Genomic DNA, 14262 nt, shown 5'->3' on the forward strand with positions numbered 1-14262 from the left:
GGCCGCCCTTGACCAGCGACACGGTCTGGTTCTTCTGCAGGCTGACCCGGCCCCCGGCTCCGGCAAGGTCAACCTCGACAAGGGCCGGGTCAGCCTGCAGAAGAACCAGACCGTGTCGCTGGTCAAGGGCGGCCGCCCGGTGCTCAGCTCGGTCCGGATGGGCCTCGGCTGGGAGCCCGCCTTCCAGGGCCGGAGCATCGACCTCGACGCCTCCGTCATCGCCTACGGCCCGGACCGCAAGAAGGTCGACAACTGCTTCTTCGGCAAGCTGATGATCCTGGGCGGCGCGATCCAGCACTCCGGCGACAACCTCACCGGCGAGGGCGCCGGCGACGACGAGGCGATCACCGTCCATCTCGGCGGGCTGCCCCCGGAGGTGTCGGGCCTGGTCTTCGTCGTGAACTCCTTCTCCGGCCAGAAGTTCTCCGATGTCGCCAAGGCGTACTGCCGCCTGCTGGACGCCCAGAGCGGCGAGGAGCTGGTCCGCTTCGACCTCACGCACGCCGAACCGCGGACGGGCGTGATGATGGCGAAGCTCATCCGCCAGTACTCCGGCGAGTGGGAGATGACCGCGCTGGGAGAGTTCGTCGACGCCCGCACGGTACGCGGCATGACCAAACCTGCCGCCCAGGCGCTGTGAACCGGTGACGCCCGCCGGACGGCCCCGCCCCGCGGCAGGCGGCGCGGGCCGTCCGCGGCGGGGCCGCTATCCTGACGGCCCGTCAGCATCCCGCACGAGGAGCGTTCGATGACGCAGCAGCCGCCGCCCGCCGGCCCCGCGGGCCTTCCCGACCGGGTCGCGAAGGTGTACGGCGAGCTCGACCTCAGCACCGTCCCGGCCTTCGCCGGCGGCTTCATCAACTTCGGCTACTGGGCGGGCCTGACCGGCCCCGCGGACCGGCCGCTGACCGAGGCCGACCGCGTGCGCAGCGAGCAGGACCTCTACCGCCTGGTGCTGGACACCTTCGAGCCGGCGCGGGGCCGCACCGCACTGGAGGTCGGCTGTGGGCGTGGGCTGGGCTGTGCGCTGGCGCTGCGCGAGCGCGGCCTGGGAGCGGTCATCGGACTGGACGCGCACCCCGACCAGATCGCCCGGGCCAAGAAGGCGAACGCGGAGCTGCTCGCCGCGTCCCCGGACACCACCGGCCGGCTGGAGTTCCTCCAGGGCGCGGCGCAGCAGATCCCGCTCCCCGACGGCAGCGTCGACTGCCTCTTCTCCGTCGAGGCGGCGCAGCACTTCCGCGATCTGCCCGGTTTCGCCCGGGAGTCGGCGCGGGTGCTGCGCGCGGGCGGCCGGCTGGCGCTGACCACGTTCTTCGCCCCCACCCCTGCCGCCGCCCGCGCGCTGCCCGGGCTGCTGCCCCCGTACGCCGACGGCCTGGACGTGCCGCATGTGGTCGACGAGGTCGCCGCCACGCTCTCCGCGGCGGGCCTGCGGCAGGTCCGCGTCCGGCCGATCGGCGAGGGGGTCTGGGAGGACTACGACCGCTACATGGCCCAGCAGCCGGAGCTCCGCGACGAGTGGCCGCGCCGCTATCTGACGGCCTATGAGACCGGTCTGCTGGACTACTACGTGCTGACCGCGACGGCCGGCTGAGGCCCTCCGCCCGTACGGCAGGGGGCCTCGCCGCCGGTCACCGGCCGGTCACCGGTCACCGGCCGTGGCGGCTACCGCTGCCGGCGCTGCCGCCTCCACGGGCCGGTGATGGCCAGCATGATGCCGGGCTCCTGGATGTTGGCGAACAGCGTCCGCCCATCCGGGGAGAACACCGGCCCGGTGAACTCGCTGAACTCCGGCTTGTCCGCGGTGCCGATGTTGAGCTCGTTGCGGGCGACGGGGTAGGTCCGGCCGTCGTCGGTGGCGCCGAAGAGGTGCTGCACGCCCTCGCCGTCCTCGGCGATGATCAGGCCGCCGTAGGGCGAGACGCTGATGTTGTCCGGGCCGTCCAGCGCGCCGTCCTTGGACGGGTCCTGGTTGACGCCCAGCAGCACCTTCAGGGTCAGCGTCCGCCGCCGCGGGTCGTAGAACCACACCTGCCCGTCGTGCTGGACCGGGCTCTCCTCGCGGGCGTAGGAGGACACGACGTAGGCACCGCCGTCCGCCCACCACATGCCCTCCAGCTTGCGGGCGCGGGTGACCTCACCGTCCTTGAACTGCTTGCGGACCGAGACCGTCCGGGCGTCGCGGTCGGGCACCTCCACCCAGTCGACGCCGTAGACGGTGCCGGCCTTGGTGGCGCGCGAGAGGTCGTCGACGAACCGGCCGCCGGAGTCGAAGCACTTGAAGGCCTCCAGCACGCCCGCGTCGTCGGCCAGCGTGCGCAGCCGGCCGTGGCCGTGCCGGAAGCCGTGCGGCGGGGTCCAGCGGTAGAACAGGCCGTTGGGGCCGGCGGCGTCCTCGGTCAGGAAGAGGTGGCCGCGCTTGGGGTCGACGACGACGGCCTCGTGGGCGTAACGGCCCAGCGCCTTGACCGGCTTGGGGTTCCGGCCGGCCGCGAGGTCGTGCGGGTCGACCTCGAAGACGTAGCCGTGGTCCTTGGTCATGCCGTGGTCGCCGGCCTTGTCCTCGGTCTCCTCGCAGGTGAGCCAGGTGCCCCAAGGGGTGGTGCCGCCCGCGCAGTTGGTGGAGGTACCGGCGATGCCGACCCGCTCGCCGACCGGGCTGCCGTCCTTGGCGACCTCGACGACGGTGCAGCCGCCGGATGCCGCCGGGTCGTAGACCAGGCCCTCCGTCAGCGGCACCGGGTGCGGCCAGTCGGCGCGCGGGCCCTTGAGCTCGTGGTTGTTGACGAGCAGGGTGGTGCCGCGGTGCCCCTCGAAGGTGCCGGTGCCGTCGTGGTTGGAAGGGGTGGACTCACCGCTGTCGAGCGTGGTGACGCCGGTGCGGGTGATGATCCGGTACGAGAACCCGGCGGGCAGCGCGAGGATGCCGTCCGGGTCGGGGACCAGCGGGCCGTAGCCGGGCGCGGACCCGTCCGGCGCACCGTCCGGGCCGGCGTCCGGGAGCTCCGCGGCGAGGGCTCCGGGCGCGGTGGCCAGCACCCCGACGCTGCCGGCCAGCGCAACCCCCGCGCCGGCGAGGGCGGAACGCGTGGCGAAGTCTCTTCGGGTGAGCGGCATTGTCATCTCCAAGATGGCCGGTTTCTTCTCCCCTGGGGCCTACGCCGCCCACGTTTCCGCGCGTCGTCGAACTCCAGTTGAACGCGGCACGACATCCAGGGAGCAGTTGGGGCCGGTCCGGCGGAACCGGGCCGTGGTGGGCCGTGCTCCGCCGGACCGGCCCCGCCGGTGCCTCAGGGGTCGGACCGGCTCAGTCCGACTGCCGCGAGCGCGCCTTGAACGCGGCCTTACGGGCCTCCTTGGCGGCCTTCTTGTCCGGGTGCAGCCGACCCATGGCCTCCAGGACGTCGGCGGTGGCCGGGTGGTCCACCCGCCAGGCCGTCTCGAAGAATCCGCTGTGCTGCTCGGTCAGGCCCTGGACCAGCTCGCGCAGCTCGGCGGTGGCCTCCTCCTCTTCGGCGCTGTCCAGCTGCGCCGCGAGGGTGTCCACCGTCAGCCAGAAGATCATCTCCTGGGAGGGCTCGGGGATGCCGGGCAGCGCACGCTCGGCGAGCCAGACCCGGGCCAGCCCGCCCAGCTGCCGGTCGTCGAGCACCTCGCGCAGCGCCTCCTCGGCGTCCGGTGCGACCAGGGAGAGGGTCTGCTGGGCGCCGAGCCGGCGGCGCGGGGCGCGCTCATCGTCGCCCCGGGCCGCGGCGAGCAGGTCCCGCGCGGCGTCCAGGGGCGTACGGGCGGCGAGCCACAGCTCGGACTCGGCCTGGGCGAGCGGCTCGGGGTAGTCGGGCAGCGCCTCCAGGAGGACGTCGGCGCCCTTGTCGGAGAGATCGCCGACGGCCGGGGCGTGCACCCCCGCGTCCAGCATCCTGGCGCGGACGGCGTAGACGCCGAGCGGGGTGAGGCGGACCAGGCCGTAGCGGGAGACGTCCTCGTCCGTCAGCGGCTCGGCGATGGGGGTCCCCCCTGGACCGGAGCCTGTCGAAGGTCCTTGGGGGAGGACCGTCTCGCCGTCCTCGTCGAGCTCCTCGATGAGCGCCTCGTCCACGGGCTGATAGGCGACCAGGCCGATCGGTTCCAGCACCCGGAACTGGTCGTCCAGGCGCATCATCGCCTCCGAGACCTCTTCGAGGACGTCGTCGGTGGGCTCGTCCATGTCGTCCGGAACGATCATGGAGGCGGCCAGCGCGGGGAGCGGGACGTCCTGGTCGGGACGCTCGTTCAGGGCCGTGAGCAGATAGAGGTTGCCGAGGATGCCGTCCAGCAGCTCGGCCTCCTCCTCCGGGTTCCAGTCGATCGCGTCCAGGTCCAGCTCGCCGCCCTGGGTGAGCTGGTCGGCGAGGTCGGCGAGATCGGGGGCGGCCGCGTCGGCGAGCACGGTCTCCATGCCGCCGAGCCAGATGTCGAGGATGTCCTGCGGGCTGCCGGAGGTGAGCAGGCCCAGCTCCTCGCCGGGGGTGGCGGTGCCGGCCGCGGCGTTGTCGGGCAGGTCGGTGCCGTCCTCGTCGTCGGGGGCCTCCTCGATCTCCACGAGTCCGGTGTCCACCGCCAGCTGCCAGGCCTCGGCGGTGTACGCGGGACCGTCCTCGTCGCCGGCCAGTCCGAGGTGCTCGGTGGCGGCGGCCAGCGGCTCCTGGAGAATCTCGCCGCCCACCCCGACCGGGACGCCCCGCTCGGCCCAGCGGGCGAGCTTCGCGGCCCGGGCCATCAGCGGGGCGCTCAGTGCGTCCCGGGCCAGCTCCGCTTCGGAGTGCAGCCGCACCGGCGGCAGGGTGGGACGGTCTGCGGACATCGGGTGCTCAGCTCCTCGGACGGCTACGGCTCGTGCGCGCCCAAGCGTAGACGGAATTCTCCGTATCTCGGACGGTTCACCCCGGCGCCTCCTGTCGGACACCCGAGGAGTCTTGACAACTCCCGTACGTACGCAAGAGATTGACGCGCGTAGCGCGCCGGTTACTGCTCCGTAGGCCCGCTGCACCGTCCACCCCCCATCACCCCCTCGGAGGCATCCATGCCGTCCCGTCGTTCGCTCCGCAGGCCGCTCGCCGTCAGCGCGGTGGCCGGTGCCGCCCTTGCCGGCGGACTGCTGATCACCACGCAGTCCGCCTCCGCGGCCGGCACCCGGATCCACGACATACAAGGCAGCACCCGCATATCCCCGCTGGTCGGACAGCAGGTCAGCGAGGTGCCCGGCACGGTCACCGCGATCCGCTCGTTCGGCTCGGCGCGCGGGTTCTGGGTGCAGGACCCGCACCCGGACAAGAACCCCGCCACCAGTGAGGCGGTCTTCGTCTTCACCGGCAAGGAGACGCCGAAGGTCGCCGTCGGCGACGCCCTCACCTTCTCCGGCACGGTCAGTGAGTACTACCCGGGCGGCAAGGACGCCGGTCTGCAGTCCGTCACCGAGATCACCGGCGCGACCTGGAAGACGGTCTCCTCCGACGCCCCGCTGCCGGCCGCCTTCAAGCTCAACCCGGCCTCGGTACCCGGCCGTTACGCCCCCGCCGCGGGCGGCAAGAGCATCGAGTCGCTGAAGCTGCGCCCCTCCTCGTACGCCCTGGACCGCTACGAGTCCCTGGAGGGCATGCGGGTCGCGGTCTCCGACGCGCCGGTCGTCGGCCCGACGAACAAGTACCACGAGCTGTGGGTGACCGCCGAGCCCGGCCACGACCGCACGACCCGCGGTGGGACGCTCTACCGCTCGTACGCGGACCCCAACGGCGGCCGGATCAAGGTGGGGTCCCTGATCCCGTTCTCGCAGCAGCCGTTCCCGGTGGCCGATGTCGGCCAGGCGCTGACCGGCACCACCGCCGGGCCGCTGGACTACGACAACTTCGGCGGCTACACCCTCCAGGCCACCGAGCTGGGCAAGCTCACCGACCACGGCCCGGCGCCGGAGAGCACCCGCCGGCAGAAGTCCGACGAGCTGGCGGTGGCCACCTACAACGTCGAGAACCTCTCCCCCGCCACCCCGCAGGCCAAGTTCGACCGGCTGGCCAAGGCGCTGGTGCACAACCTGTCCGCGCCCGATGTCGTCGCGCTGGAGGAGGTCCAGGACGACAGCGGCCCCAAGGACAACGGCGTGGTCACCGCCGGGGAGACCCTCAAGAAGCTGACCGACGCCATCAAGGCGGCCGGCGGCCCGGCGTACGAGGCGCGGCAGATCGACCCGGTCAACGACCAGGACGGCGGCCAGCCCGGCGGCAACATCCGCACGGCGTTCCTGTTCAACCCCGACCGGGTGTCCTTCACGGACATCAAGGGCGGCGACGCCACCACGCCGGTGAAGGTGGTCGGCGACCACGGCAAGGTCACGCTGTCCGCCTCCCCGGGCCGGATCGCGCCCACCGACGAGGCGTGGAAGACCAGCCGCAAGCCCCTCGTCGGCCAGTTCGCGCTGAAGAGCCGGCCGGGCAGCCGGGTCTTCGTGATCGCCAACCACTTCAACTCCAAGGGCGGCGACCAGAGCCTGGACAGCCGTTTCCAGCCACCGGCGAGGAGCTCGGAGACCCAGCGCACCGCACAGGCCGAGCTGGTCAACGGGTTCGTCAAGGAACTGCTGGCCAAGGACCCGAAGGCCGGTGTGGTGGTGGCCGGTGACCTCAACGACTACCAGTTCTCGCCGGCCCTGAAGAGCCTCACCGCCGGCGGTGTGCTCACCGACCAGGTCAACCGGCTCCCGGCCGCCGAGCGCTACGGCTACGTCTACCAAGGCAACTCACAGGTGCTGGACCACATGCTCACCACCCGCCCGCTGACCAGGGCCGATTACGACATCGTGCACCTCAACTCCGAGTACGCCGACCAGGCCAGCGACCACGATCCGCAGGTGCTGCGCATCCGGCCGTGAGCCCCGCACCGGGTCACCCCGCGTGACGCTCCCGTCACTCCGCTGGCTCACGTCCGGGGGCCGAATGCCGCCGGGGATGCGGTACTGGGCTCGTAAGAAAAATTCGGCGAGACATAGGGAGTCACCATGCCGAAGTCCCAGAACCGTAAGTCGGGCAACAAGGACCGTGCCGCGGAGCGGCGCGCCGACCAGCGGAAGCCGAAGTCATCGGAGGAGTCCGCTTCCGAGCGGACCCAGGACCTGAAGCGTTCGCGGAATGGCCTGACTGACGCGTGATGGGCCTGTGATGCCCGAGCGGCCGTCGCACCGAAGGTGCGGCGGCCGTTCCGCGTTGCGCCGCCACCCCGGGACATAGCAGCAGTGCTTAACGAATCAGCCAGAACAACTAACTGGACGTGAAATATGAGGCGCCCTCAGACTCCTGGCATGACCCCTGTGACCGATCCCCTCGCCCCCCGGGCGGCCGTATCACCCTTCGGCCGTACCGCGACCGCCATGATCACCCCGTTCACCGCCGACGGCGAGCTCGACACCGACGGCGCGCAGCGGCTCGCCACCCACCTCGTCGACGAAGGCGGCTGCGACGCCCTGGTCCTGAGCGGCACCACCGGGGAGTCCCCGACCACTACGGACGCCGAGAAGGAGGCCCTGCTGCGGGCCGTCGTCGAGGCCGTCGGGGACCGGGCGAGAATCACCGCCGGGGTCGGCACCAGCGACACCCGGCACACCGTCGCACTGGCCCGCGGCGCCGAACGGGCGGGCGCACACGGCCTGTTGGTGGTCACGCCGTACTACTCACGGCCCACCCAGGAGGCCGTCACCCAGCATCTGCGGACGGTCGCGGACGCCACCGGGCTGCCGGTGATGCTCTACGACATCCCGGGCCGCACCGGCACCGCGCTGAGTGCCGCCACCCTGCTGCGGCTGGCCGCCCACCCGCGGATCGCCGCGGTCAAGGACTGCGGCTACGACCTGCTGAAGTCGGCGAAGGTGCTGGCCGCGACGGGCCTGGCCTACTACGCGGGCTGCGACGAGCAGATCCTGCCGCTGCGCGCTATCGGCGGCGCCGGCTGCATCAGCACCGCCGCCAATGCCGCGCCGCGGGCGGTGTGCGCCGTCCTGGACGCCTATGACGCCGGGGACACCGCCGAGGCGGCCCGCCGTCAGCTCGCCCTGGTCCCCCTCATCGAGGCGGTGACCGGCACCGAGACGCCCGGCACGGTCACCGCGAAGGCGCGGCTGAACCACCTCGGCCTGCCCGCGGGACCGGTCCGCGGCCCGCTGCTGGCAGCGGACGCCACGCTCACCAGCCAGCTGGTGGACGCCCTGCGGACGACCCTGGACCGGACGGCGGAGACGGGTACCGCGGTGCCTGCGGGTGTCCCTGGCTAGGCGGGAAGGGTGCGGGCGCCGGGCCGAAACCGCCCTGCGCACCGGGCTGCCCGGGCGCCGCGGCGCCGTGCTGTCCGTACGGCGCCCCGGCCGCGGTCTGCCCGTAGGGCGCGGCCTGAGCCGGCCCGGCCGCGCCCTCGTCCGGCGCCGACGGCTCGCCGGCGTCCGGCACCAGATCCCGTACCAGCAACGTCGCCCCGGCGACCGCACCCGGCATCAGCACCACCGCGACGAAGGGGATCAGGAACAGCAGCACGACGGGGGTGCCGAAGCCGACGGCGAGCCCCTTGCGCCCGCGCAGCAGCCGCAGCCGCTCGCGCACCGGGATCTCCCGGCGCTGCATGGCCACCGAGGTCAGCTCGACGGCGAGGAAGAAGCCGGACACGCAGAAGCCGACGGCGGGGATCACGGTCTGCCCGAGGAACGGCACGAACCCGAGGACGAACAGCAGGATTCCGAAGCCGGCGGCCCGCAGCAGCACATGCACGCTGTCGCGCAGCGCGATCCCGATCTCCTGCCACAGCGGCCGGTCCGGGTCCGGCGGACAGTGCCCCTCGGACTCCTCGACCGTCCGGGACAGGGACTCGTAGAAGGGGTCGCCGATCAGCAGGGTGACGGCGGTGAACGTCAGCACGGAGAGCGTCAGCCCGCCGGCGAACAGCAGGGCCACGAACACCCCGCGCAGCAGCCCCTGCCAGGGCTCACCCCAGCCGTCGGCGAACGGCGTCGCCCAGGCCGCGATGTCGCCGGACCAGAGGGCGAGCGCGGTGAGCACCCCCGCATACAGCACCAGGGCGATCAGCGCCGGAATCAGTCCGAACCCCCACCACCGGCCGTGCTGGGCGACCCAGCGCTGGCCCTTGCCCAGATACCGCATCCCCGCTACAAGATCACGCATGGCGCACAGCCTATCGGCGCCCGCCCGGGCCCGGGACGGCGGCCGCACCGCCGACGGCCCGGCGGGGCGTCCGCCGGGCCGTCGGTGCTGCCGTGTGCGCTCAGTTGTGGCTGTGCAGGACCTCGTTGAGGCCGCCCCAGGTCGCCTTGTTCGGGCGGGCCTCGACGGCGCCGGTGGTGGAGTTGCGGCGGAAGAGGATGTTGTCCGCGCCGGAGAGCTCCAGGGCCTTGACGATCTGGCCGTCGGGCAGGGTGACCCGGGTACCCGCGGTCACATACAGACCGGCCTCGACGACGCACTCGTCACCCAGCGCGATCCCGATGCCCGACTCGGCGCCGAGCAGGCAGCGCTCGCCGACCGAGATGATCTGCTTGCCGCCGCCGGACAGGGTGCCCATGGTGGAGGCGCCGCCGCCGATGTCGGAGCCGTCGCCGATGACCACACCCGCGCTGATCCGGCCCTCGACCATGGAGGTGCCCAGCGTCCCGGCGTTGAAGTTGACGAAGCCCTCGTGCATGACGGTGGTCCCGGCCGCGAGGTGCGCGCCCAGGCGCACCCGGTCGGCGTCCGCGATCCGCACCCCGGCGGGCGCGACGTAGTCGGTCATCCGCGGGAACTTGTCGATGCTGGTGACCTGGAGGTGCAGCCCCTCGGCGCGGGCGTTGAGCCGCACCGTCTCCACCTGGTCGACGGCCACCGGGCCCAGCGAGGTCCAGGCGACGTTGGCCAGCAGGCCGAACACGCCCTCCAGGTTCTGGCCGTGCGGCTTGACCAGCCGGTGGCTGAGCAGGTGGAGGCGCAGATAGGCGTCGTGCGCGTCCAGCGGCTTGTCGTCGAGGGAGGCGATGACCGTACGGACGGCGACGACCTCGACCTGGCGGACCGGGTCGGGACCGATCGCCTTGAGCACGGTGGCGCCCAGCAGCTCGGTGGCGCGCGCGTCGTCGAGGTGCTCGGTGCCGGCCGGTCCGAGGTCCGCGGCGGACGCGGCGACCAGCTCGGGCGCCGGGAACCAGGTGTCGAGAACGGTGCCGTCGGAGGTGACGGTGGCGAGCCCGGCGGCGACGGCGCCGGTGGTACGGGAAGAAGCAGCGGAAGCAGCAGCATCGGTCATGCTCGAAACCTAACCGGAGGGCGCCCGTCGAGGCGAACCGGTCTCAGCGATCGGGCCCGGCCGTACGGTCGCACCACCGGCCTCGTACGACCGCACGAGCCCTGCCGCCCACCCGCCGGCGGTCAGCCCAGCACCCCGGCCAGCCCGTCCCGCACCACCGCGGGTTCGAAGGGCGCGCCGGTCAGCAGATGCTGGAGCAGCAGCCCGTCCGCGAAGGCCACCACGGCGCGCGCGGTCCGCTCGTCGCCGACCCGCCGGCCCAGCAGCCGCACCATCTCGTCCAGGCACTCGGCGGCGATCGGCCGCACCGCCTCGTGCCGCAGCGCCGCCAGATACAGCTCGTACTCCAGCTCCACCCGCGCGCGGTCGCCGGCCAGGGTGTCCGCCACCAGCCCCGCGACCTCCTCGGCCAGCGGCACCGCCGGATCGAGCCCGTCCACCCAGCGCGCGAAGCCGGCCAGCCACTCGCCGTTGACCTGCCGCAGCGCGGCGATCAGCAGCTCGTCCAGGGTCGCGAAGTGGTACGTGGTCGAGCCGAGCGGCACGTCCGCCGCCGCGGCCACCGACCGATGGCTGAGCCCGGCGATCCCCCGCGCGCCGACCACGGCGATCGCCGCGTCGATGATCCGCTGCCGCCGCCCGGGGTCATGGCGCCGCGCCATCAGTGCGCCCCGTCCAGATTCAGCACCACGACCCCGGCGATGACCAGCAGCACCCCGAGCATCTTCAGGGCGCTGGCGCTCTCCCCCAGGAACACCATCCCGATCACGGCGATCAGCGCCGTGCCGACACCGGCCCAGAGGGCGTACGCGGTGCCGACGCTCATCGTTTTCAGCGTCTGCGCGAGCAGGAAGAAGGCGAGGAGGTAGCCCGCCGCGGTACACACCGACGGCCACAGCCTGCTGAAGCCGTCGCTGTATTTCATCGCGGTGGTCGCCAGAACCTCGGACAGGATCGCGCCGGCGAGCGTCAGATAGCCCATGCGTACGAGCGTACACAACGTTGCGTACGGGCGTACATATCCGCGCGGGTCCCGCCACGCGAAACGGCCGTGCCCGCCAGTGGTGGCTGGCGGGCACGGCCGTATCGCTCGGAGATCTCGTCAGACGTTGAAGCCCAGCGCGCGGAGCTGCTCGCGGCCGTCGTCGGTGATCTTGTCCGGGCCCCACGGGGGCATCCAGACCCAGTTGATCTTCAGTTCGTTGACGATGCCGTCCGTGGCGGACTTCGCCTGGTCCTCGATGACGTCGGTCAGCGGGCAGGCCGCGGAGGTCAGCGTCATGTCGATGGTGGCGATATTGGCGTCGTCGACGTGAATCCCGTAGATCAGCCCCAGGTTGACGACATCGATGCCCAGCTCGGGGTCCACGACGTCGTACAGCGCCTCGCGGACCTCTTCCTCGGAGGCCGGCTTGGTGGTGGTCGGGGTGTCGGTCATGCGGTCTTCGCCTCCTCGGAGAGGGCCTTGGCCGTGGCGTCCTTCCAGGCCATCCAGCTGAGCAGGGCGCACTTCACACGCGCCGGGTACTTGGAGACACCGGCGAACGCGACCGCGTCCTCCAGGATCTCCTCCATCGCGTCATCCGGCTCCACCTGACCCTTGGACTGCATCAGCTCCAGGAAGGTCTCCTGGATCTTCTGCGCGTCCCCGAGCTGCTTGCCCACCAGGAGCTCGTTGAGCACCGACGCGCTGGCCTGGCTGATGGAGCAGCCCTGGCCCTCGTAGGACACATCCTCGATCGTGGCGCCGTCGAGCCGCACGCGCAGCGTGATCTCGTCACCGCAGGTGGGGTTGACATGGTGCACCTCTGCGTCGCCGTCCCGAAGACCGCGCCCGTGCGGGTGCTTGTAGTGGTCCAGGATGACGTCCTGGTACATGGAATCCAGCTTCACGGCTCAGTCAGTCCTCGTCCTCATCCGCTGTGCTTGGTCAACCGAAGAAATTGCGGACGTGCTCCAGGCCCTCGACCAAGGCGTCGACCTCGGCGGGGGTGGAGTACAGATAGAACGACGCCCGCGTGGTCGCAGGAATTCCGTAGCGCAGGCAGACCGGCCGTGCGCAGTGGTGGCCCACCCGCACCGCGATGCCCTGCTCGTCCAGCACCTGGCCCACGTCGTGCGGATGGATGTCGCCGAGCGTGAAGGAGAGCGTCGCCCCGCGGTCCTCGGCCGTGCTCGGGCCGATGATGCGCAGGTCGGGGACCTCCAGCAGCCGCTTGACGGCGTACTCGGTGATCGCGTGCTCATGCGCGGCGATGTTGTCCATGCCGATCGAGCTGAGGTAGTCCACGGCCGCACCGAGGCCGACGGCCTGCGCGATCGGGGGCGTACCGGCCTCGAACTTGTGCGGCGCGGGCGCATACGTCGAGGAGTGCATCGAGACGGTCTCGATCATCTCGCCGCCGCCGAGGAACGGCGGGAGGTCCTCCAGCAGCTCCTGGCGTCCCCACAGGACACCGATGCCGGTCGGGCCGCACATCTTGTGGCCGGTGAAGGCCACGAAGTCGGCCTGCAGCGCCTGGACGTCCAGCACCATGTGCGGGGCGGCCTGCGAGGCGTCGATGCAGACCAGCGCGCCGACCTCCTGGGCGCGACGGATGATCGTCTCGACCGGGTTGATGGTGCCCATGATGTTGGAGACCAGCGTGAACGAGACGATCTTCGTCTGCTCGGTGATGATCTCGTCGATGTTGGACAGGTCGAGGCGGCCGTCGTCGGTGATGCCGAACCACTTCAGCTTCGCGCCGGTGCGCTGCGCGAGCAGCTGCCACGGGACGATGTTGGAGTGGTGCTCCATCTCCGTGATGACGATCTCGGTCTCGCGGTCCACGCGGTAGGGCTCATCGGCCCAGCCGAGCATGTTGGCCACGAGGTTGAGCGACTCGGAGGCGTTCTTGGTGAAGATCACCTCGTCGCGGCTCGGCGCGTTGATGAAGGCGGCCACCTTGTCGCGGGCACCCTCGTACAGCGCCGTGGCCTCCTCGGCGAGCACATGCACGCCGCGGTGGACGTTGGCGTTGTGGCGTTCGTAATAGGCGTTCAGGGCGTCGAGGACCTGGCGCGGCTTCTGGGAGGTCGCCGCGTTGTCCAGATACACGATCTTCTTCCCGTCGTGGACCTGACGGTCCAGAAGGGGGAAGTCCTTACGGATCGCCTCTGTGTCGAGGAGGCCCGGCAGCTGTGTCACGCGGTTGCGCCACCCTTCGTGTATGCCTCGTAGCCCTCCGCCTCCAGCTTGTCCGCGAGCTCGGCGCCGCCGGACTCGGCGATCCGGCCGTTGGCGAAGACGTGGACGTGGTCGGGCTTGATGTAGCGCAGGATGCGCGTGTAGTGGGTGATCAGCAAGGTGCCGACCTCGCCCGTCTCGCGGACGCGGTTGACGCCCTCGGAGACGGTCCGCAGGGCGTCGACGTCCAGACCGGAGTCGGTCTCGTCGAGGATCGCGATCGCGGGCTTCAGCAGCTCCAGCTGGAGGATCTCGTGGCGCTTCTTCTCGCCGCCGGAGAAGCCCTCGTTGACGTTGCGCTCGGCGAACGCGGGGTCCATCTGGAGGCGCTCCATGGCCTCCTTGACCTCCTTGACCCACAGCCGCAGCTTGGGGGCCTCGCCGCGGATCGCGGTCGCGGAGGTCCGCAGGAAGTTGGAGACCGAGACGCCGGGCACCTCGACCGGGTACTGCATGGCGAGGAAGACGCCGGCGCGGGCCCGCTCGTCGACGGACATCTCCAGGACGTTCTCGCCGTCGAGGGTGACGGTGCCGCCGGTGATCGTGTACTTGGGGTGACCCGCGAGGGAGTAGGCGAGGGTCGACTTGCCGGAGCCGTTGGGGCCCATGATGGCGTGCGTCTCGCCCTGCTTCACGGTCAGGTCGACGCCCTTCAGGATCTCGCGCGGGCCGTTCTCGGCCTCGACGGAGACGTGCAGGTCGTGGATCTCAAGCGTTGCCATGGGGAA

The 14262-nt window shown here is 71.5% G+C and carries 15 protein-coding genes; 5 read left to right on the forward strand and 10 right to left on the reverse strand.

Features of this window, described 5'->3' with window-relative positions; all coding sequences use genetic code 11:
- Both EST54_RS18160 and EST54_RS18165 read left to right on the forward strand, forming a co-directional pair.
- Nucleotides 1–640 (forward strand): TerD family protein (locus EST54_RS18160; RefSeq protein WP_174857457.1); only part of this gene is annotated, 640 nt, incomplete at its 5' end.
- Between the two features lie 108 nt (nt 641–748).
- Nucleotides 749–1597 carry a class I SAM-dependent methyltransferase gene (locus tag EST54_RS18165; RefSeq protein WP_129248696.1) on the forward strand — a complete coding sequence of 283 codons (849 nt, stop codon included), beginning with the start codon at nt 749–751 and terminating at the stop codon, nt 1595–1597.
- Between the two features lie 71 nt (nt 1598–1668).
- On the opposite strand, the gene EST54_RS18170 is transcribed toward EST54_RS18165, so the two are convergent.
- Together EST54_RS18170 and EST54_RS18175 are read right to left on the reverse strand one after the other, a co-directional pair.
- A complete protein-coding gene (locus EST54_RS18170; RefSeq protein WP_129248731.1) occupies nt 1669–3120 on the reverse strand; it encodes an alkaline phosphatase PhoX in 1452 nt (483 codons plus the stop codon).
- Between the two features lie 190 nt (nt 3121–3310).
- The gene (locus EST54_RS18175) at nt 3311–4846 is read right to left on the reverse strand and encodes a hypothetical protein (RefSeq protein ID WP_129248697.1); all 1536 of its coding nucleotides are present in this window, start codon (nt 4844–4846) and stop codon (nt 3311–3313) included.
- 219 nt (nt 4847–5065) lie between these two features.
- Here EST54_RS18175 and EST54_RS18180 point away from each other — a divergent pair, with 219 nt between their 5' ends.
- The 3 genes from EST54_RS18180 to dapA all read left to right on the forward strand — a co-directional run bounded on the left by EST54_RS18180 (nt 5066) and on the right by dapA (nt 8296).
- Complete coding sequence (locus tag EST54_RS18180; protein WP_129248698.1) at nt 5066–6904, forward strand: endonuclease/exonuclease/phosphatase family protein; 1839 nt, start codon at nt 5066–5068, stop codon at nt 6902–6904.
- Between the two features lie 126 nt (nt 6905–7030).
- Nucleotides 7031–7180: a hypothetical protein gene (locus EST54_RS34700; protein WP_167511565.1), complete on the forward strand. Its 150-nt coding sequence runs from the start codon at nt 7031–7033 to the stop codon at nt 7178–7180.
- 150 nt (nt 7181–7330) lie between these two features.
- Nucleotides 7331–8296, forward strand: coding sequence for a 4-hydroxy-tetrahydrodipicolinate synthase (dapA, locus tag EST54_RS18185; protein WP_129248699.1), 966 nt, complete (start codon nt 7331–7333; stop codon nt 8294–8296).
- Here dapA and EST54_RS18190 read toward each other — a convergent pair.
- The 8 genes from EST54_RS18190 to sufC form a co-directional block, all read right to left on the reverse strand.
- Nucleotides 8208–9194 (reverse strand): EI24 domain-containing protein, encoded by a 987-nt coding sequence (locus tag EST54_RS18190; RefSeq protein ID WP_129248700.1) that lies wholly within the window; start codon nt 9192–9194, stop codon nt 8208–8210. The genes dapA and EST54_RS18190 overlap by 89 nt on opposite strands.
- A gap of 100 nt (nt 9195–9294) precedes the next feature.
- Nucleotides 9295–10308 carry a 2,3,4,5-tetrahydropyridine-2,6-dicarboxylate N-succinyltransferase gene (gene dapD, locus EST54_RS18195; protein WP_129248701.1) on the reverse strand — a complete coding sequence of 338 codons (1014 nt, stop codon included), beginning with the start codon at nt 10306–10308 and terminating at the stop codon, nt 9295–9297.
- A 122-nt stretch (nt 10309–10430) separates the two neighbouring features.
- A complete protein-coding gene (locus EST54_RS18200) occupies nt 10431–10970 on the reverse strand; it encodes a TetR/AcrR family transcriptional regulator (protein WP_129248702.1) in 540 nt (179 codons plus the stop codon).
- Entirely contained in the window at nt 10970–11290 is a 321-nt protein-coding gene (locus EST54_RS18205) for a DMT family transporter (protein WP_129248703.1), read from the reverse strand. Before EST54_RS18205 ends, EST54_RS18200 begins: the two co-directional genes overlap by 1 nt.
- Before the next feature lie 120 nt (nt 11291–11410).
- Nucleotides 11411–11746 carry a metal-sulfur cluster assembly factor gene (locus EST54_RS18210; protein WP_086718002.1) on the reverse strand — a complete coding sequence of 112 codons (336 nt, stop codon included), beginning with the start codon at nt 11744–11746 and terminating at the stop codon, nt 11411–11413.
- Nucleotides 11743–12201 (reverse strand): Fe-S cluster assembly sulfur transfer protein SufU, encoded by a 459-nt coding sequence (gene sufU, locus EST54_RS18215; RefSeq protein ID WP_127150283.1) that lies wholly within the window; start codon nt 12199–12201, stop codon nt 11743–11745. Before sufU ends, EST54_RS18210 begins: the two co-directional genes overlap by 4 nt.
- Before the next feature lie 37 nt (nt 12202–12238).
- Nucleotides 12239–13495, reverse strand: coding sequence for a cysteine desulfurase (locus tag EST54_RS18220; protein WP_129248704.1), 1257 nt, complete (start codon nt 13493–13495; stop codon nt 12239–12241).
- Complete coding sequence (sufC, locus tag EST54_RS18225) at nt 13492–14256, reverse strand: Fe-S cluster assembly ATPase SufC (protein ID WP_006606314.1); 765 nt, start codon at nt 14254–14256, stop codon at nt 13492–13494. The genes EST54_RS18220 and sufC overlap by 4 nt, the downstream gene beginning before the upstream one ends.
- Between the last annotated feature and the right edge of the window lie 6 nt (nt 14257–14262).

The organism is Streptomyces sioyaensis (genome assembly GCF_004122735.1).
Taxonomy (GTDB): domain Bacteria; phylum Actinomycetota; class Actinomycetes; order Streptomycetales; family Streptomycetaceae; genus Streptomyces; species Streptomyces sioyaensis.

What these genes read in the sequence shown, in the direction of transcription:
- EST54_RS18165 (WP_129248696.1), top strand. Translation starts at nt 749, where the DNA reads ATGACGCAGCAGCCGCCGCCCGCCGGCCCCGCGGGCCTTCCCGACCGG.
- EST54_RS18170 (WP_129248731.1), bottom strand. Translation starts at nt 3,120, where the DNA reads ATGCCGCTCACCCGAAGAGACTTCGCCACGCGTTCCGCCCTCGCCGGC.
- EST54_RS18175 (WP_129248697.1), bottom strand. Translation starts at nt 4,846, where the DNA reads ATGTCCGCAGACCGTCCCACCCTGCCGCCGGTGCGGCTGCACTCCGAA.
- EST54_RS18180 (WP_129248698.1), top strand. Translation starts at nt 5,066, where the DNA reads ATGCCGTCCCGTCGTTCGCTCCGCAGGCCGCTCGCCGTCAGCGCGGTG.
- EST54_RS34700 (WP_167511565.1), top strand. Translation starts at nt 7,031, where the DNA reads ATGCCGAAGTCCCAGAACCGTAAGTCGGGCAACAAGGACCGTGCCGCG.
- dapA (WP_129248699.1), top strand. Translation starts at nt 7,331, where the DNA reads ATGACCCCTGTGACCGATCCCCTCGCCCCCCGGGCGGCCGTATCACCC.
- EST54_RS18190 (WP_129248700.1), bottom strand. Translation starts at nt 9,194, where the DNA reads ATGCGTGATCTTGTAGCGGGGATGCGGTATCTGGGCAAGGGCCAGCGC.
- dapD (WP_129248701.1), bottom strand. Translation starts at nt 10,308, where the DNA reads ATGACCGATGCTGCTGCTTCCGCTGCTTCTTCCCGTACCACCGGCGCC.
- EST54_RS18200 (WP_129248702.1), bottom strand. Translation starts at nt 10,970, where the DNA reads ATGGCGCGGCGCCATGACCCCGGGCGGCGGCAGCGGATCATCGACGCG.
- EST54_RS18205 (WP_129248703.1), bottom strand. Translation starts at nt 11,290, where the DNA reads ATGGGCTATCTGACGCTCGCCGGCGCGATCCTGTCCGAGGTTCTGGCG.
- EST54_RS18210 (WP_086718002.1), bottom strand. Translation starts at nt 11,746, where the DNA reads ATGACCGACACCCCGACCACCACCAAGCCGGCCTCCGAGGAAGAGGTC.
- sufC (WP_006606314.1), bottom strand. Translation starts at nt 14,256, where the DNA reads ATGGCAACGCTTGAGATCCACGACCTGCACGTCTCCGTCGAGGCCGAG.